Below are 19,583 nucleotides of genomic sequence, written 5' to 3' on the forward strand. Positions count from 1 at the left end.
GTGTATGGAAAAATATCTTACGGTATGTGGAATTGGTAATGGTGGTGGTATCATTGCCGATAGTATTTATCAGCAATATGCGGTAAGCGATGAAAACGCATGGCAAAACAGTGGCATCGACATTATGGCTATAGGTAACGCTTGGGACTTAAAAGAACTAAGTGTAATAAACAAGGTGAAAGGAAAAGCTACACAAGTTTCCTTCTCTCGTATTACCGTGTTCATAGCTTGCTTGGGTGGCGATACCGTGCCTGCGCTTTTACCTTATTATATAGAAATGGCAAAGCAACAAAAAAGCCATGTGCTGGTGTGCTTTACTTTGCCCTTTGCCGTTGAAGGTAGGGAGAGGATGCAAAAAGCATATCATGACTTTGAACTGTTGCGCAATGCTGCTGATGGGTATATACTTGTGGAGTTTAACGCCTTGCAACTAAATAGCAGTGGAATAGTAGAGGCGTTTCGAGAAGCTAACAACTATGTGATAGAAGCCCTTACAGATATGTATCACACAGTATTCTATCCCAGTCTGCTTTGTTTTGACCTCAATGATTTCTGCATAGTAATGCTCCGACAAAAGGGAAGAATTATTCCTTTTGTCAAGAGATACTCGTTGCCAGAGGCTGCCACTATAAATGATATTAAAGCTTCAACACAAACGTTTATAAGTGATGCTCAACAATTTGCTTCGCTCTTACGAGAGCATATTTATGGTATCATGTTCGACATCGTGGCATATCCTAATGATAAGCGAGGGAAAGTCATTGTAGAAAGCGTTGACACCTTCTTTCAACAAACCTTTGCAGATGATTGTGATATAAAATGGACAATACATTCAGCAGATGAAAGTACGAGAGAAATATGTTTTAAGCTCTATCTGAAAATAGAAGATTAAATGAGATTTGGGCTAATGAAGCATTTTTATTATATTTGTAGCACTAGCGTAAAAATCTAATTATTAAAGTTATAGATACACTATATGTGCTGTGTTTAAAAAGCACTTTGGGGTCTGCAAGGTAGATAAAACTTGATGATAAAATGAAAACAACTATTACTTTACAAGAATACCTTTCTAAAGGTAAAACCTTTGTCATTCCTGATTATCAGCGTGGCTATATCTGGGGACAAGAAGGTAGGAGCAAGACAAACGCCGTAGAGTATCTGATGAATGATTTGATACAACGGTATGAGAACAGATTTGAGGTATTCCTTCAAGGGGTTACTGTTACGGAGTACGAAGATGAAATCATACTCATTGACGGGCAGCAACGCACCACCTTTCTTTATCTTTTACTGAAATGGTTGGGATATAGCGAGAAGTTTGATATAATGTACAAGGTTCGTGAGGCATCGAGCAAGTTTCTTAAAGAACTTAACTTGGAAGATATTGAGGCTGATGAAAATGAACCTTATCAAGACCATTATTTCTTTAAGAAAACGCTTCGCATCATTGCAGACAAGCTTCAGGATATAGATAAAGAGGCGTTCTTAGCCTTCGTACTCAAGAAAGTAACATTCTTGTACATCAATGTTCCCAATGAAGAGCAAGCCAAGAGAGTTTTTACCATGATGAATGGCAATAAGGCTGTTATGCAGCAAGAAGAAATAATCAAAGCAGAGATACTGCGCCTTGCATCATTAAGTGAAGAGAAATCAGGCGGTATAGCGCACGAATGGGAAATAAATATGCTTAGAAGTCGTTATGCTCGTGAATGGGATAAGTGGCTACACTGGTGGAACAGAGAAGACGTGAAACGCTTGTTTAGGTGCGATAACACTATGGGACTGCTCATCAGCACTTATCTTTCGAAGAAGACAAAAGAAGTACTCAACTTTGAAAGTTTCAGAAATTCTTGTCTACCAAATGGCACTCCCTGCGATGCAAAGATGGCGTTTGATGGGCTTCGACGATTACAAAAGCAGTTTGAAGATGCTTTTACCAACCCTGTTACCCACAACCAAATAGGTGCTATCTTATTGATAATGAGAGAGGACAACAGAAGAAAGTTTGTTCAACATTATTTTGTAAATAAGCAAAATGATGAAAAAGCCTTGAAGGATTATTATATGCTTGCTTTCTTGGGTATGACGCACGATGAAATTATAAAGAAAGATGCAAAAAGCTTTAGCGAGAAATATGAGAATACTTTGAAAGCTTTGAACGATGACTTCCTGTATATACAAAATTCTGAAAAAGCTTTTCAATTCTTGCTTAGGCTGAATATAGATGAAGACATCAAGCAGGAGAGAGCCTTCATTTTTGATATATGGAGCAATCGTTCTTTGGAGCATATCTATCCTAAATCGAAAGTAGGACATCAAGACGAAGAGGGCAAATGGTTTAGAGGCGATGATAAAGAATGTAGCGAGGAAGATATTACGCTAAAACGTGAGGATATTACGACCGCAGACGGACTTACAACAACTGAGCATAGCATCGGCAACTTGGTACTGCTCTATAAGAATGAAAATTCGATGTTTAACAACAGTGATTTTGAGGAAAAAAAAATAATGTTCTTCAACCCAAGCCGAAAAGAACTATTCAAGAGCCGTCATCTTTTACACACAATATGTGTATTTGCTGAAAGAGGCGGTTGGAACGGAACAGCCATATCAGAAAATAAGAAGGCAATGATAAAGAAATTCGAAAACGATTACCAAGAATTGAAAAAAAAGTATGATGAATAAGATAAACTTTATAACAGGGACAAACTACACTTTGTCAGAGCTATTCTCTGATGAAGGAAAAATTATCATACCCGATTTGCAGCGAGATTATTGCTGGGGAGATGAGGTGCATACCAAAAACAAGATTGAATTGGTTAGTGATTTTACAACCAATCTAATACAATCATTTGAGCAAGAGCAACGCAATAAACTCAACCTTGGCTTAATATATGGGTATGAATCACTCGAAAGCCATATTCAGCTTTGTGATGGGCAGCAACGCATCACAACCTTGTACCTCTTGATAGGAATGCTTAATAAAAAGGTAGAGGGTAATCCTTTTAGAAAACTCCTCATCTCTGATTATGAATATCTCAAAGATGATAAAGAACCTTACTTGCAATATTCCATTCGCGAGTCGTCGCTCTACTTTCTTAGCGATTTAGTTTGCCATTTCTTTATCGAAGAAGCGAATGACAAGGAGAATGTAAAGTATGTAGAGAATATCGAAAGCGCACAATGGTTTTTCAACGATTACAAGGACGATGCAAGTATCCAAAGTATGTTGAGGGCATTGAAAAAGATGGAAACCATACTTGGGGATAAGACAGCCGAATGGTGTTATGAGTTTGGAAAATTCCTCACTACACAACTCACCTTTATGTATTATGATATGGGCAACCGTAAGAACGGAGAAGAAACCTTTGTTGTAATCAATACAACGGGCGAACCACTGACGGCAACCCAAAATCTGAAACCATTGGTTATTCATGCTGACATCAATAAGGGATATGCAAGAACTGATGCCGATGGGCATACATCTACAATAGCTATCGACTGGGAAGAGATAGAAACATGGTTTTGGAAAAATAGAGGTAACGGCAACGATACAGCAGAAGCTGGGTTTGATGAGTTTCTGAGATGGGTGACAATGTCTTACGCTGATAAAGAAACATTACAACAAGTTTTGAAGCAAAAGACAGCTCACTTTCCTTACGAGAAGATAGCTTTTAAAAAAGTTTATGAGTGTTGGAAGGTTACACAATTTCTGTTTAATGAATGGGGTAACACCATATATCCAAAGAAAGATTTTCTTTCGCCTAAAGAGAGTGAGAAAGCCATCAGTCAGCTTGATTGCTTCCAATTACTTCCGTTAATGACCTACTGTCTACAATGGAATGTTACCGAAGCAAAAGATAGCAACTTGCTGCGTTGGTATCATTTCTTGCACAATATTGCAAGGAAAAGCGATGTAGGTAAAGCGGTCAATGATTTGGTTTATGACGCTATCGAGATGGTTAAAAGCTATCAAGATGTTTTGGAGCTAATAGAAAACAAGAAGTGTCTTAAAATCTCTGAAACCATTCTGACAGACGAAGAAAGGCTGAAATTAACCATCCTGAAGGAGAATATTGGTGATAGAGAAGCGATAGAAGAGGCTTTTTGGAAGGCTCAAAATAGAGATGAGATAAAGAGCCACCACATCTGGGCAGGCGAAATAAAACCACTTATCGACTGGGCTACTGCTGAGAACGGTTTTCATCTTGACGCGTTCAATGGCTATTTAAATATGTTTGATAGATTGTTTGAAGGCAATTGCGAAGATAACATCGATCTTGTTAGGCGTGCGCTGCTAACTCGCTCATTGGCAAACTACCCAATTAAACAAGGTAATGAATTTAACTTCGGATGGGGCTGGGCTGATTGGCATCAACTGATATGGGAGAACTCGGAAGCGTTCAGAAAGTTTTTTGATGATTGTATAAAGAACGCGGAAACAGATCTTGAAGCCTATTTGAAATCATTGTGCGACGAGTTCCCACTAGAGCAAGATTGGGCAGAATTTGTGCATTGTCCTTATCTGCTTGAGTATTGCAACACGAAACACACTATTTGTAATGATGGCAAAAACCATATTTTGGTCAAAAACTCTTGGAGCAAGCCATTTGCAGTAAAGAATGCCCACTTATTGTATTCATTAGGTGCAACGTGGCAGAATGGTAACATATTGTTCGATGAGAAATATCCTCAGTGGAGGGTTTGGTATTATCAAGGACAAATAGGCAATTGTGTTGTAATAGAGAATACTGAAAGAAATGTAGCAATAGATGTTGTTTGCTCTGTTACAGAATGTACAATTACACTCTTCCGTAGAAAAACAGATGAAGAGAACATAAGAGAGTACTTTAGCACTATCTGCTCAACGCCTGAATGGGAATGGAATGGAGAGCGATGGAAGAAAATGATTGATTATAAATTAGACAACGGAAAAGTTCGAGATGTCTTAGATGAGTTGATAGGCAGAATAGAACAAATGGACTAAGAGTATGACTATTGTTCAGATTTCTGACACGCACAACTATCATCGGCAACTGGCTAATCTGCCAGCTGCCGATGTTCTTGTGCATTGTGGCGACTTTACCGATATGGGTACAGAGCAAGAGGTACTCGATTTCCTTAACTGGCTGATAGAATTGCCATATAAGCACAAAGTTTTTGTTACTGGTAATCATGACCTTTGTTTATGGGAAGCAGCTGATATTGAGGGTTTGCCCAGCAACGTGCATTTTCTTCAGGATAGAGGTTGTGAGATAGAAGGGATGAAGTTCTATGGCTTAGGTTACAACCATTCAGAACAATTGATACCAACCGACATAGACATCCTTGTAACGCATGAGCCTCCATGTATGATTTTAGACAAATCCAACGGGACACATTGGGGCAATGCTCCGTTGAAAAACAAGGTGATGGATATAAGCCCTAAGTACCACTTTTTGGGTCATGCGCACGAGGCATACGGTACAATAAAGCATGGAGAAACAACATTCTCAAATGCTGCAATTCTTGACGACCATTATAAAATGTGCCATCAGCCTAAAGTGTTCTGTTTATAAAGACCACTTTGGGCTATACGGTTAAGTCTATATCTACCGTAACTTCTACTTCAAACTTCCTCACCCATAATGAATCGAAGATTGAAAAATCTAATATATCGTTCAATTTACTGCAAGCGTGGATAAGGTGCATGTCCTTACTCCATTCCAAATCCAATCCCTCGTTCTAATTATCATTATCCGACATCCATATCTCCTCATCTTCTTTGATTATCCTTTCGCAGTCGGCCATGCTTTGAATACGATACCCCGGTATCGAAATACCGTCGTTATAGCTAGGCATATAATGATCGATAACTCCACTTAGTATATCTCACACTTTCTTAGCCCTATCCGTCTGTATAGGGTGCATTGCTGGATATTCGTAACCTAAAAAGCAATATCCATTCACTTCTATATCGCCTTTGCAATTGCCTTTGCTTAATGCGCGATAGGTATTGATGGTTTGCGTGCGTGTTTTGATGAGGGCAGTTTTTGCGGCTTGATTAAACTCTTCCAAGAATATTTTATGTTCTGCGGTTGATGAAAATAGGTTATCAAGCACTCGCTTTCTTACGCGCAGCAAACTTCTAACAGCCTCTTTGTATTGTTCTCCACCCACACGCTCACAATCGTGCCCAGTCCATATAAGTTCTCTTTCTATCGCTTCAACTAATGGAGAATTGAAAATCTCTTTATACTTTTCTATATCTTTCATAAACAATATTGATTAATAATAAAGGAAGTTTGCATCTTTCTTCCAGCGTTTCATTATATTTTCAATGGCATAGCCAGCGTCATCTACATGGTTAGCCACAACAACCTCATCTGCCATCTCTGCGTATAGACCAGCAGTTTCCTTATTGCCCAATACTACAATATAGGTTATAATACCATTATCTTGATTGCTTTGGCAAAGTTTGCTAATTGTTTTCCTGTCTTTTCTATCACCATCTGTGAGGATAAATTCGAATGAAAACATAATATCCTCTTCGTTAGGATACATTTGTGCAAGTGCCCATTGAGCATGTTTCCCAAATGCCCTAAAAGAGTAATGCGTATTGATGCTATTGACCAGTGAAATTGAACGGCGGCCATGATGATCTGTCTCATCGTATGCACGGGAAGGTCTATCGCTATAAGCAATAAGCAAATTCATTGACTTGTTGCCCTGAGATACAGAATAGCGAAAATCTCGTAGCCGGTAAAGAGAACCTCCAACTAGGGGTAATAACTCCTCCTTATCAATAGCGGATATAGAGAAAGGGTTAGGATGATTGATACCTATTAATCTTGCTTTGTCATCCCCCCTCTTTACTCCAGTTGGAAAAAGAATAATGATTATTCTGCTGCACTGCCGAAAGAAAAATGCCTTTCTTTAAAAGCCATTCCCAATCTTCGGTATCAAAACTGATAAGTCCTATCAAATGTTGATGAATAAAGCACAAGAGCTTATCCACGGCATCGTCTATACTTTCGTGCCGATGTAACAGAATGTTGTAATAGTCCCAGTGTTGGCTGTGTCTTTTACGGTCAGCACGTTCGTTGAAGTCTATAATATAGACACTCTGAAAAAGGCTATTATATCCTTTGAGTTTTTCGTCTATAACAGAGGCATAAGTATCTGCATCGTCCGTCAAAATGATATAATTGTATGGAAGGTTTTCTGAAGAAAACGTGGGAAAGCTATTTTCCCATTTCTTCATTATACGATTGACATGATAGCCAAAAGATACGATAGAATAACTTTTCTTCTCTAAATCTGTTTTTATTGTTCAACCATTTTTTGCAAAGATATGAGCAAGGTTATGCCAAAATAAAGCATACAAAAATGATTTTATATCTAACACATTACTTTCTTGATGCTATGCTGTAAATTGGCACATTAGAAGAATAACTTTGCGAATGATTCAACCATAATATGAAATGATGAAATATAAATCAGGGTAAGATTCTTCACTACGCTTTTAGTGGGCTACTTTTGCAGTCATGAAACCCTATAAAGTTCTACTATTTGCCATTTCACTGTTGACTGCAAACACAGCTTTTACTCAGTTCAACACCGTGTCGCAAGACGTGCCCAAATACAAAGTAAGCGTGAGGTCAGCCTCTCAGCCAACTCCACGCTTACTTGACGCACCTTTAGCATCAACCAATACCAACTCGAACTCTCTCCAAACTGGCCAACCAAAAAAGCGGATAGACCTACGCAAGAGCGTGGCCTATCCACTTAAACATATTCATTCAAGTCACCAGTCCATTCGGTTATCGGCGTGACCCTTTCACCGGCAAAAAACGTATGCACAACGGTCTTGACCTACAAGCACGCGGCGACAAAGTCTTCGCCATGCTGCCAGGCATCGTCCACAAAGTCGGCTACGACAAGCGTTCCGGCATCTTCGTCATACTTCGCCATGGTGACATCACCATTAGCTATTGTCACCTCTCAAAGGTTGCCGTTCAGAAAGGGGGTGTTGTCTCAGCTGGAACCATCGTTGGAATAACAGGTAACACTGGCCGCAGCACTGGTGAACACTTGCATATTACTTGCAAGTTGAAGGGAAAGCATGTTGATCCGATGGCGATGATTGAGGTCATAGATAGAAAAATAAAGAGCATGTAATCAGCTTATCACCGATTACATGCTCTTACTCTATATGTAGATTTGCTTACCAGTTGTCGTCTTCATTACCAACCAGACTATTTTTAATGCACTCTTCAATTTTGTCCATGACTACATTAGAGTAGGCATAAGACATAACAAGTGCTTTGTTGGAAGTCTTCTTGTGAGAGTCCTTCTCTGTAGTAAATGGGAAGCATTCATCAAGTACCCAACTTTTATCAGAACGTGTGAGAGCTGCACTACCCATGGCGCCAACCCAACCACCGCCAACAAAGCGGACAACAGAATAGAACGGAACAGTATAGGTTACACGTATTTTATTGTCCTTGAGGTCGCATTTGATGACTGGCTTAATGTTTACAACGTATGAGTTCATACCGCCTGCGTGAGAGGCGATACCTTCCATATAGCCTTGAGCGATGATTGAACCAAGATCTTTGTCGTTGAGCTGAATAACAGAGTTCGCATCTTTGAAGGTAGCCGAAAACCAATAATTTAGTAAAACGTAAAGTTGATCCTTAGTCTTACCCAGAGCTTCGATTACCTGCACAAAGGTTAAGGCGTTGTTTTTGTCCAACTTGAGTTGACCACCCAGATTTTCGGCTGCATCCACCCATTTCTCGCCATAATTTTCTTTGGCATACTCTTCCAGTTCTTCGGTACGCAAAATCTGCGCATTGATTGACATGGCACAAAACACGAGTGCCATCATTGAGATAAATTTCTTCATAACGGTATTATTGTTTGAATTACTTTCTGCAATCAATGGTAACGGTTCCTCCATTGTTGAGGAATACATCATTCACTTTACTGTTGTTCTTATAGTGCTTAGTCAACGCGTCTTCAATTTGACTATAAGAGACACTGTTACTTGAACTATTTTTCTTTACGACAATCAATCGTCCCATCGGTGTTACTCGGTACTTGCCGTCACTCGAATCGGCTGCTTTAGAACCGAAGGCATCGTAATGCTCATACACAGTATCGAGCATATCTACGAAATGGTCGGTTTTACTAAAGAGTGAAGTAAAAGGACTAAGCTCATCTTCATCATCGTTGCTGCACGAAGATGTGATCATACAAACGCAGCACATTATGAGAACTGCAAACAGAGGTCTAAACTTTATTTTTTCCATTGCTTTTGGGGTTATTTGTTCTTTTTGGAAGCAAGATTATAGCAAACATTTCGTATAACCATGGAATCTATATAACATGGATAAAATGCTATATAATAAGGTTATAGCCATAGATATATGCTGAATAGCATGTTTATGAAGGAAATAAAGCTGAAAATGAAGATTTTGGATAAAACTTGTCTGTTTTTGACAATTATGTATTATCTTTGTAGAGTACTAATGATATAATTTGGTCACATGGTAAACTCAAACATGTTACTCGCGCGTATTAAGCAGCTCCGAGAAGAGCTGAATGTACAGCAGCGTCAAATGGCAGACGCAATTGGTGTGGATGCACCGATGTATAGCAGGATAGAGAGAGGTATTCGACCTTTCCGAGATGAGTATATTAAGCCTATGGCGAAGATACTCAAGGTTGATGAGAATGAACTGCGTTCCTTGTGGACGGCAGATAAAATCATCAATGTCACAAAGGACGAGTCAGACAGTGTGGCTCAGCGAGCGCTCCATCTTGCGAAGAGTGAGATAAAGACCAATCTAGACTAATCTTCTGCAAATCAGCAGATGGACAAACTTGGATATGGTTATGTGGAACAAAGACAGTAATTTTGTAAATTATGGCAGAGAAGACAACTTCGGTAGATAATGCACAAGAAAAAGACGAGCTGGTATTGGAAGATAACCAGCTGGTTTGTGCACTCACCAATAAGGTTGTGAAAGCTACAGATAAAGAACTCACACTTCAGTCGATGATTGATATGATGGCTGAAGAATATGGATTTGCCCCTGAAGACATGGAACGTGATTTTAGGGTGACTTATAAAGAACCTGATTCTGATAAGAGTCGGGCTCAAGCGGTTGATTTGGCTATTTTTGACGCTGGCAAGGCGCATGTGGTAGAGAATCTGATTCGCTTTGTGGTGGTGGCTAAGGATGCAAAGGTGAAGCCCACCGATGCAAAGAAGGGCGTGGATGCCATGCTCGACAATATCCTTACTTTCACAGACTGTAAGTTTGGCTGCTGGACCAATGGTGAGGACTTGCATTATCGCTATTATACGGAAGATGACTTTGGTCAAGCTGAGACCCAAGACATTTCGGACTTTCCTGCCAACGGACAAACACTTGCTGACCTTGAAGCTCAGGGCGACCGTGCCATGCCGCGTAAGCCGGCCAATGAGTCGCTTATCAAGACTTTTAAGCGCTGCCACGACTACATCTATGGCAATGAGGGTATGAAGAAGACGGCCTTTTGGGAACTGTTGAACCTCATTTTCTGCAAACTCTACGATGAAAAGCGTCGCAATATGGATGCCAAAGAAGGTATCAGTTATCGCCGTCGTTTTTGGGTGGGTGTGAAGGAGCAGTTTACCGAAGAAGGTCGTAAGGCTGTGGCTGACCGTATCAGAGGCCTTTTTGAAGAATTGAAAGAAAGCCAAGTGTTCCGTGATGTCTTTGACGGTTCGGAGCAGATTATGCTTTCCGACCGTGGCCTTGCTTTCGTGGCAGCTGAGTTGGCAAAGTATTCTTTCCTTGATGCTACGGTTGATGTAAAGGGTACGGCTTACGAAACCATTGTGAGCAACACTCTAAAACAGGAGGCTGGTCAGTTCTTCACCCCTCGCAACATTATCAAGTGTATGGTGGAGATGCTCGACCCCGACCAGAACACCCGTGTGCTCGACCCCGCTTGTGGTTCGGGCGGTTTCTTAGTGACCGTGCTCGACCATGTTCGTCACAAGATTACACGCAACCTTTATCCTGAATTGGACGAGGTACGCTTGGCTGCACGTGTCAACACACCCGAAGTAGATGATTTGGTACGCAACTATGCCGAGAAGATGATTTTTGGCTTCGACTTCGATCCAGACTTGAAGAAGGCAGCGCGCATGAACATGGTGATGGCAGGTGATGGCCATAGCAATATCTTCAACATCAATTCACTGGATTATCCGCAAGGTGATAAGCCCGACCGTCCACTTATTGCAGAAGCTGTCAATGAGAGCATCAAATACAGCAAGGATAAGGACTTCCCGTTTGGCACGTCTGCAGACAACGCACAAGGCAAGTTTGACATGATTTTCACCAACCCGCCATTTGGTGCCAAGGTGGAAGTGGATGTGGAGATTGCTCGTCGCTATGCCCTGAATAGCAATGCTCCTGAAGTGCTCTTCATTGAAGCCTGCTACAACTTCTTGAAGCCCGGCGGCAAGATGGGTATTGTGCTACCTGATGGCATTTTGGGTAACCCCAACACCGAAAGCGTGCGCAAATGGATTTTAGAGCACTTCAAGCTCTTGGCATCAGTGGACCTTCCCGTTGAGACCTTCTTGCCTCAGGTGGGTGTACAGGCATCGTTGCTATTCCTTCAAAAGAAGACTGCCGAAGAACTACTAATTCCTTTGGATAAAGAAGACTACGATGTGTTTATGGCCATTGTAGAGCAAGTGGGTAAAGACCGTCGTGGTGTACCCATCTATAAGAAGGATGAAGATGGTGCAGAGATTCTCTTTTCCCACGAAAAGAAATGGCTAACCTATGCCGACAACGGACGCGAAATTGTACGCAGCCGCCGTGAACGCATCAAGCGTTTGGCTGACGATCTGCCCGAAGTGGCTGCGGCTTATGCTAAATTTGTGGAGGAGCAAAGATGAGAGTTGCAACCATTAACAATTCGATGATTTCCAAGGGGCAGATGCGTATGGAAGGGAAGTTCTTCCTTAACGAGACTTCTCTGTTATGTATGCCATTGGAGAGAAATGCCGATAAGTGTGTCACATTAGAAACTGTTGCTGATGTGATGAATCCTCCTGTGTTCAAACGTCAATTCTGTTCACCAACAGAAAGGGCTGTACAATACTTCCAAAGTTCGGACGTAAACATAGCCTCTGAGAGCAGTTCTGTGTTCGTTTATAAACCTCAAGCCGAGCGAATAAAAGCAATTGTTCATAAAGGAGACATTCTTGTGACAGGTTTTGGAACTATTGGTAATGCACGCCTCATTTCAAGACATCAAGATGGAGTCTGTTATGCCAATAATGTAGCAAGAATACGAACCAAAGGTGAAGTTCTTAATGGCTATATCTATGCCTTCATGGCTTCTAAATATGGTTCTGCTCAGCTTAATAAAAATGCATCGGGTTCTGTTGTGCGTTATATTGAGGCACCAGGCATAAAGAAAGTACTAATACCTAATACGCGTGTATCTTTTCAGCAAGAAGTCGATGATTTGATTCAAAAGTCTGCAAGATTGCGAGAAGAAGCTACAGACGCATTGGATAAAGCTCATACTTTGTTGCATTCTGCTTTTAATAATAAAGACACTAATATTAAATCCGTTTCAATCAAAAAAATCTATGCAGCGCATAATCAAAGATTTGAAGCTTCTTATTATGTAAGTAATAATAGAAATATTTATGACTCAATTGTTGAAGAGGTTGAGTTTATGCGTCTAAAAGATTTGTGCACAAAGATTTTTAGACCTGGTATTTTTAAGAGGCAATATGTAACAGAAGGTGGTATTACTTTCTTAGGTGGCGCTGATATTCTCAATGCAATTCCTTCTAGCTATAAACAGCTATCAAAGCCGCAGGTTAAAAGAATGCCAGAATTGATGCCGAAACAAGGAACCATTTTAGTAACTTGTGGTGGTACTATAGGTAATACAGTATATGTCGACAATCAGTTAGCAACATGTGCCGTATCTCAGCATGTTATGAGACTTGTTCCTAATGGAGAGGTTCATAACGGCTATTTATATGCATTTTTATCTTCTGAGATTGGTAAGAAGTTGATTAATCTCTTTGCTTTTGGTTCTGTTATTCCTCAAATTGAAGCACATCATCTTGAATTGATTCCTGTACCTATACTGGACGATGAGACTATGAATAGTATAGATGCACTGTGTATGCAATATGTGTCTTATAATGAAATAGCAAAAGAGAAAGAGCGCAAAGCCATCTCAATGGTTGAAGCAGAAATAGAAAGTTGGACCACCTCTAAAAAGAATTAGCGTATGGACGAAAACTTAGAAATATTCACTCGCCTATGGGAACATGCCGAAAATGAGGTGGTAGAATTTAAGAAGGCTGAAACCAACTTCGATGTAGATGAGTTGGGCAAGTACTTTTCTGCTCTCAGCAACGAAGCCAACTTGCGTGAACGCGAGTTTGGCTGGATTGTATTTGGCGTGTGGGATAAGAAGCATGAGATTGTTGGTACCTCCTTCAAAGATGGAGAAGTGGCACTTAACAGATTAAAGCAAGATATGTCGCAACACACCACGGACGGATTAATCTTTCGTGAGATTATTCCGTTGGAGGTGGAAGGCAAACGTGTACTCCTTTTCAAAGTTCCTGCCACACCTCGCAACATCGTAATGAAGTGGAAGGGCATTGCATACGGACGTGATGGTGAGAGTTTGAAACCACTCAACCAAGCCAAACAAGACGAGATACGCCAACAGCCACCAAATCCTGATTGGACAGCACAATTGGTGCCTAACGCAACGATAGATGATCTTGATGAGTTGGCTATTGCTACCGCTCGTATCATGTATAAGAAGGTACATAAATCTTCGATTCCTGCTGAAGAAATAGATGGTTGGACAGTAGACGAATTTCTCTCTAATAGTGGCGTAATGCGTGACGGACAACTCACACGTGCTGCCATCTTGCTACTTGGCAAACCTCTCTCACTCCAGAAGATACATCCCGCTGTGGCGCAGATTACATGGACATGGGAAAATAAAGATGAGACTGTGATTGACTACGAACACTTCACGATTCCCTTTATTTTGACCGTGGATAAAGTTTTGGCCAAGATACGTAACAAAACCATGCGTGAATTGCCTGGTGGTACGCTCTTTCCTGACACCATGAAGCAGTATGACGACTATACCATACGCGAAGCTCTCCACAATTGTATTGCTCACCAGGACTATACGCTTCAAGAACGCATCTCGTTTGTGGAAGGCGACGACAAACTGTATTATGGCAATGGCGGCAGCTTCATTCCCGGTACTATCGAGAATGCGTTAGAGCATAAAGGCCCTCAGCGCCATTATCGTAATGAATGTCTTTGCACAGGTATGGTAAACTTCAACATGATTGATACCGTAGGACGTGGCATCAAAAAGATTTTTGCTGAACAGCGTAATCGCTATTTCCCAATGCCTGACTATGACATCGATAATAATAAGCGTAGCGTTGACGTGACCATTTACGGTAAGATGCTTGATGAAAAGTATAGTTCTCTACTGAAAACAAACACAGACTTGACGCTAAAAGAATGTGTTTGGTTGGATGCCATTCAAAAGCATCGTCCTGTCACCAAAGATGCCATCAAGCATTTGAAGGAGAAAGGACTCATAGAAGGACGTTCGCCCAACTATATTATTTCGCTAACTGTCGCTAAGTTGACGCATCAAATTGGACATTACACCAAGGAAAAGGGGCTTGAGGAAAAACTGCTTGAGCAAACCATTCTGCAATTAGCAAGGGATGCTGGTAATGAAGGGTTTAAGTTGGCAGATGTTTATGAAGCCTTACACAAGAACCTTCCTGCTTCAATGAATGCTACTTCAAAGAAAAGGTATTTAGGGCGTTTGCTCTCTAAGATGGGGGTATCAGACTTACTTCAAATAGAAGGAAGAACATGGAGAATAACCGAAATAGGATTGACTAAACTGCGGTTATAATTCGGCTATAATTCATGGATGAATTTGCAAAGTAGTTCATTATCAAGCATATTACATTGAAATTCGGTTATAATTCGGTTATAATTCGGTTATAATTCGGTTATATTCCGATTTCTATTTGCTGGCCATTTGCTGAAGTGCACCATGTACTAGGGCTAACATGGAGTATCAATGCTTTATAACGTAGATTCTATTTGCTGGTCATTTGCTGAGATAAGATAACGGATTGTTTAAGATCTTCCAACTAATATAAAACATATAGCCCATGTCAAGGTATCATAAAGAACAAATAGAGTGTCCGCACTGCCATCATAAAGGTGAGTTTGACCTTTGGGAGTCGGTGAATGTGGACCTCGATCCCGAACTTCGGAGACAAATATTGAGTGACCGCCTCATTGGCAGACTAAAGAACATACTTGATAATAACAAATAAAAGCAGCATATTTATGGCAATAATCAAAAGACCTCCTCATGATGATGGACCTGTAAACGCCGGTGAACAGCGTTTGCTCGATTATCTGTCCGTGAAGTTGCCCAACAATTATTTCATCATTCCCAACTGCAACATTGCCATTACGGGACCAAACCGTATCATGAAGTATTGGGAGTATGACTGTATTGTGGTGACTCCTCATGCCCTCTACCATATTGAAAATAAGGATTGGGCAGGAAATCTCGAAGGCGACGACTATGCTTGGTTCCGTAATGGTCAAGAAGTGGCAAACCCACATAAGACAGCCGGACTAAAGAGCCGCATCCTCGCTTCTAAAATTAAGAATCAACATCCCGACTGGAACTTTGGCCAAATCATTACTTTGGTTACGTTGAGCCATCCTCAGCAATCAAAGTTTGGTTTGGATCCAACTTGTGACACTTACAAGCAGACGTTCACACTTGGGGATGCGCTTGTTGATTTTATCTCCAACCATGAACTCGTGGCACGTTCGGAAAACGGCATTCAGCCATTGATGGCGCAACTTACCGATTTCCTTACAGGAGAATCTGTGGAAAGAAGACGTGCAGAACGCACCACCATTTTCAACTATACCATCGAAGAGAAACTTCAAGAAACGGAAGAGTTTACGGAGTACCTCTGTGTTCCGCAGTTTATCGCTACGGCTCGTTACCGTGTGCGCGAATATCCTCTGGATGTAGCCGATAAGAGCCCGAAGGAACTACAGCAGCTCAACCTGTCTGTGCAAAATGCTTATATGGCACAGGAGAAGATTGGCGACTCTCCTTATATTGTCAATACAAAGTGCCAGATGAACGAAGAGCAGACTTACTACTATGAGATAAGTCGCTATCAAGATGAGAGTTCTCTGCGTGCAAAGCTCAATCAAAAGACTTTTAAGCAGACCGATAAGCTTAGCATCATCATGGATGTGGCGAACGCTTTGAAGGCAGCCCACAAGGTGCAGGTATATCATCGTAATGTGTGTCCTGAGAATATTTATGTGTATGAAGGCGGCAGAGCAGCCTTGGCTAACTTTAGAATGTCATGGTTTGTAGAGCATATCGACTTGAGTTTCTCAGTAAATTCAGCGGGCGATCAGTCGTCTCCTTTCACTGCTCCAGAACTATTGGATGGCGATGTAACGTCTGCCAGCGACATCTACTCTTTAGGTGTAGTATTCTACCAACTGATGGTGGGCAAATTACCTTTTGATAGCGTCTTGACATTTATGACCGCTTTGGGTGGTGAACTTCCTGAAGACCATCTACCCAGCCATGTGCTGAAAGAGCTACCTGCATGGATGGATGAGTTTGTAAAGAAGACGATTGTGGCTGATGCAGATAAACGTTGGCAAACAGCGGATGAAGTGCTTGACTTCCTCAATGCGGCGATTGATGAAGAAGTACATAAAACGATTGCAACTTCTCATACGACTTCGACCCAACATGCGGAGAAGGCGTTGTACCTGAAGGATATGAAGCCTGGTATGAAAGTTTCTCCCAGCATGACACTTCATGAAATATTAGGACGTGGTGGCTTTGGACGAGTATTTAAGGTATGGCACGACATGCAGAAGCAGTTCTTGGCCATCAAGATATTCGAGAAGGATGCCTCTATTGATAATGCCATCAATGAGTTTAATGCGCTTAAAGAATTACATCATCCCAACATTGTAGAGTTCAAACATAACGACAGAACCGTTCCCGGTGGTTTATTCTTTACTTTGATGGAATTGCTTGATGGCGAAAACCTTCAAGAATACACAAAGGGTGATTTGCGCCTTCCTGCTGATGAAATTTTCAAGATGGCAACACAGATTCTTAATGCTTTGGTCTATATGCAAAGCAAAGAGCCTCCTGTGTACCACCGCGACATCAAGCCCAGCAACATTATGTGGCACAAACGCCAGCTGTACAAGTTGATTGATTTCAATATTTCGGCTACGACAGATGATAAGTCGTTTGGAGGAACCTTCCCTTATATGGCTCCTGACCTTATCGTTTCAGGCAATAAGATTGACTGGGATTGCTCTGCCGACACATTCGCGCTTGGCATCACGCTTTACGAACTGCTTGCCCATGCTTATCCATGGCCTGGTGGAAACTTGCGTCCAAACATTCACAAGTTGCCTACTGATATTCGAAACTATAATGATAAACTATCCAATGAGATGGCTGATTTTGTGATGAAGTCGATCATTACCGATAAGAATAATCGTTTCAAAACAGCACAAGAGATGCTGGATGCACTGAACACTATCGGATTGGATGGTATGCAAAAGGATTCATCTGTCATTTCTGTTACTCACAATGGAGAAGATGTTGGGAATCCTGTGGACTACATTAACTCATTATATAGCCAAAGCCGCCATGGCAATGGAGGTACACGTGCTGGCGTAGCTCAACATGCGTTTGATACGTTAACTTATTCTGAAACTCGCTTGGACAGAGAGTTAATTGCCGATATTGAAGCTTTGAAGTACAAATTGATTATCATTACTGGTAATGCAGGTGATGGTAAGACTGCCTTTATTCATCGCATAGAAGATAAGGGCGTGGATAAGCAGCAATTTGACACGAACAATGGTTCGCAATTCTATATTTCTGGTGTTCGATTCGAGTCAAATTATGATGGTTCACAGGATGAAGACGACAAAGCTAATGATGATGTATTGGCTGAGTTCCTTTCTCCTTTTTATGGTCTGAATGATTATACGCAAGCTCAAGAAGGACGTGTGATTGCTATCAACGAGGGTCGCTTGGTGGACTTTTTGTCAATGCGTCCTGAATTGCGTGTGCTGCAGGACAACATCGAGGAGTACTTCTATAAAGAAGGTCATGCTGAGTTATTGCCGGGTTTGATGGTGATAAACTTGAACCTTCGCTCTGTAACAGCTCGCGATGCTGAAACAAAGACTCCGAGCTTGTTGGCACAACAGATGAAGAAGTTGACACGCCCTGAATTGTGGGGTAAGTGTCAAAACTGTCCTGTGGCCGACCGTTGCTTTATCAAATACAATGTGGACACCTTCCAAGATACCAGCGCTGGTGATGAGGTCATCAACCGTTTGGAATGGTTGGTGCGCACCATCGTTTATAAACGTGAACTCCATATCACCATGCGCGACTTGCGCTCGATGATTGCGTGGATGTTGACTCGCGACTATTCGTGTGGGGAAGTAAAGGCACTGATTGAATTGGTAAATGCCGACAATGTACCTGAGTACTATTGGCAATATTACTATTTCAACCTGACTGCGCCTGTTACATACCCGGACCCCAACAAGGTAGAATGCTTCGAGCTGCCGACACTGGAATCGAACGACCGTTTGGTAAAGTTACTTCGTGAAACAGACGTTGCAGGTGTGGCTTTACCGGCATTCGACCGTGATTTGTACTATCGCACGAAACGTCCGAACGATTATATTATCTTCAGCGACCGTACACGCTCTTTGCTGAAGGATTTCAATGATTGCAATCAAATTATCCCTGCATACGAAGTGAAGTCGGATGATGTTCGTATGGCTGTTACAAGTCGTCATAAGTCGTTCGTGCGTCATCAATATTTTGAAGGAGCCATTGATTTCAGAAGAAGATTACCTTATCGATATGCCAGTGCTTTTGAAAAGCAGTTGCGCCTTGAAGATCCAAAGGAATTGACCAAAACTATGCAAGACCTTGCGAGTGCAATTTCTGCCAGTGAGGGCTGTTCTAATGAAATGCTAACTAAGGGTTATCTTCTTTTGGCAAGTTCAAATGTGGCAGACCCCATTTCAAAGAGCTACCGTCGTTTCTCATTGGATGAGTTCGAGCTCTATGTGAATAAGACTGAATACTTGACAAAGTACATCGAGTATGAAAGCGACAGTTTGATATTCCGCCATAAAAAGGATAAGTTTATCCAACTGACGGTAAGTCTCGACTTGTATGAAATGCTGGAATACATTCACGCAGGCTTTAGCCCTTCTGTGAACGACTTGCGTGGTCGCTTCATAGAACTTCAGATATTTAAGAATTTGCTGGAGGCAAAAACGTATTCGGAGATACTTGTGACAAAGAATAATCGCAAGTTCACTGCTATACGATTGGATGGTCAAAAGCATATAGTAATTGAACCTCTTAACGTGCAATGA

Annotated in this window: 15 protein-coding genes and 1 pseudogene; 11 read left to right on the plus strand and 5 right to left on the minus strand. The window is 41.3% G+C overall.

The features are described 5' to 3' along the window. Nucleotides 1-4 precede the first annotated feature (4 nt). The 4 genes from F0475_RS05275 to F0475_RS05290 all read left to right on the plus strand — a co-directional run bounded on the left by F0475_RS05275 (nt 5) and on the right by F0475_RS05290 (nt 5,558). Nucleotides 5-892 carry an FtsZ/tubulin family protein gene (locus F0475_RS05275; RefSeq protein ID WP_155715795.1) on the plus strand — a complete coding sequence of 296 codons (888 nt, stop codon included), beginning with the start codon at nt 5-7 and terminating at the stop codon, nt 890-892. Between the two features lie 143 nt (nt 893-1,035). After that, nucleotides 1,036-2,685, plus strand: a complete 1,650-nt coding sequence (locus tag F0475_RS05280) for a DUF262 domain-containing protein (protein ID WP_155715796.1) — start codon at nt 1,036-1,038, stop codon at nt 2,683-2,685. Then, entirely contained in the window at nt 2,675-4,987 is a 2,313-nt protein-coding gene (locus tag F0475_RS05285) for a DUF262 domain-containing protein (RefSeq protein WP_155715797.1), read from the plus strand. Before F0475_RS05280 ends, F0475_RS05285 begins: the two co-directional genes overlap by 11 nt. 4 nt (nt 4,988-4,991) lie before the next feature. After that, complete coding sequence (locus F0475_RS05290; RefSeq protein ID WP_155715798.1) at nt 4,992-5,558, plus strand: metallophosphatase domain-containing protein; 567 nt, start codon at nt 4,992-4,994, stop codon at nt 5,556-5,558. Nucleotides 5,559-5,871: 313 nt separating this feature from the next. Here F0475_RS05290 and F0475_RS05295 read toward each other — a convergent pair whose 3' ends face one another. The 3 genes from F0475_RS05295 to F0475_RS05305 form a co-directional block, all read right to left on the minus strand. Beyond that, on the minus strand, nt 5,872-6,255 hold the full coding sequence (locus tag F0475_RS05295; protein ID WP_155715799.1) for a hypothetical protein: 384 nt from the start codon (nt 6,253-6,255) through the stop codon (nt 5,872-5,874). Nucleotides 6,256-6,267: 12 nt separating this feature from the next. Further along, entirely contained in the window at nt 6,268-6,696 is a 429-nt protein-coding gene (locus F0475_RS05300) for a hypothetical protein (protein ID WP_155715800.1), read from the minus strand. A 142-nt stretch (nt 6,697-6,838) separates the two neighbouring features. Beyond that, entirely contained in the window at nt 6,839-7,243 is a 405-nt protein-coding gene (locus F0475_RS05305; protein ID WP_155715801.1) for a hypothetical protein, read from the minus strand. A 283-nt stretch (nt 7,244-7,526) separates the two neighbouring features. On the opposite strand from F0475_RS05305, the pseudogene F0475_RS05310 reads away from it, so the two are divergent. Next, a pseudogene (locus F0475_RS05310) lies at nt 7,527-8,160 on the plus strand (M23 family metallopeptidase). Between the two features lie 46 nt (nt 8,161-8,206). On the opposite strand, the gene F0475_RS05315 reads toward F0475_RS05310, so the two are convergent. Together F0475_RS05315 and F0475_RS05320 are read right to left on the minus strand one after the other, a co-directional pair. Beyond that, a complete protein-coding gene (locus F0475_RS05315) occupies nt 8,207-8,890 on the minus strand; it encodes a DUF4468 domain-containing protein (protein WP_234422964.1) in 684 nt (227 codons plus the stop codon). Between the two features lie 19 nt (nt 8,891-8,909). Next, the gene (locus F0475_RS05320; protein ID WP_155715802.1) at nt 8,910-9,296 is read right to left on the minus strand and encodes a hypothetical protein; all 387 of its coding nucleotides are present in this window, start codon (nt 9,294-9,296) and stop codon (nt 8,910-8,912) included. 237 nt (nt 9,297-9,533) lie between these two features. On the opposite strand from F0475_RS05320, the gene F0475_RS05325 reads away from it, so the two are divergent. The 6 genes from F0475_RS05325 to mads6 all read left to right on the plus strand — a co-directional run bounded on the left by F0475_RS05325 (nt 9,534) and on the right by mads6 (nt 19,583). Beyond that, entirely contained in the window at nt 9,534-9,842 is a 309-nt protein-coding gene (locus tag F0475_RS05325; protein WP_155715803.1) for a helix-turn-helix domain-containing protein, read from the plus strand. 71 nt (nt 9,843-9,913) lie between these two features. Then, a complete protein-coding gene (gene mads2, locus F0475_RS05330; protein ID WP_155715804.1) occupies nt 9,914-11,950 on the plus strand; it encodes a methylation-associated defense system DNA methyltransferase MAD2 in 2,037 nt (678 codons plus the stop codon). Then, nucleotides 11,947-13,308 (plus strand): methylation-associated defense system restriction endonuclease subunit S MAD5, encoded by a 1,362-nt coding sequence (gene mads5 / locus F0475_RS05335; RefSeq protein ID WP_155715805.1) that lies wholly within the window; start codon nt 11,947-11,949, stop codon nt 13,306-13,308. The genes mads2 and mads5 overlap by 4 nt, the downstream gene beginning before the upstream one ends. 3 nt (nt 13,309-13,311) lie before the next feature. Beyond that, entirely contained in the window at nt 13,312-14,994 is a 1,683-nt protein-coding gene (locus tag F0475_RS05340) for an RNA-binding domain-containing protein (RefSeq protein ID WP_155715806.1), read from the plus strand. Between the two features lie 265 nt (nt 14,995-15,259). After that, a complete protein-coding gene (locus F0475_RS05345) occupies nt 15,260-15,427 on the plus strand; it encodes a CpXC domain-containing protein (RefSeq protein WP_081722904.1) in 168 nt (55 codons plus the stop codon). Between the two features lie 13 nt (nt 15,428-15,440). After that, nucleotides 15,441-19,583 (plus strand): methylation-associated defense system protein kinase MAD6, encoded by a 4,143-nt coding sequence (gene mads6 / locus F0475_RS05350; RefSeq protein WP_036921365.1) that lies wholly within the window; start codon nt 15,441-15,443, stop codon nt 19,581-19,583.

Source organism: Prevotella vespertina (assembly GCF_009728485.1).
Taxonomy (GTDB): domain Bacteria; phylum Bacteroidota; class Bacteroidia; order Bacteroidales; family Bacteroidaceae; genus Prevotella; species Prevotella vespertina.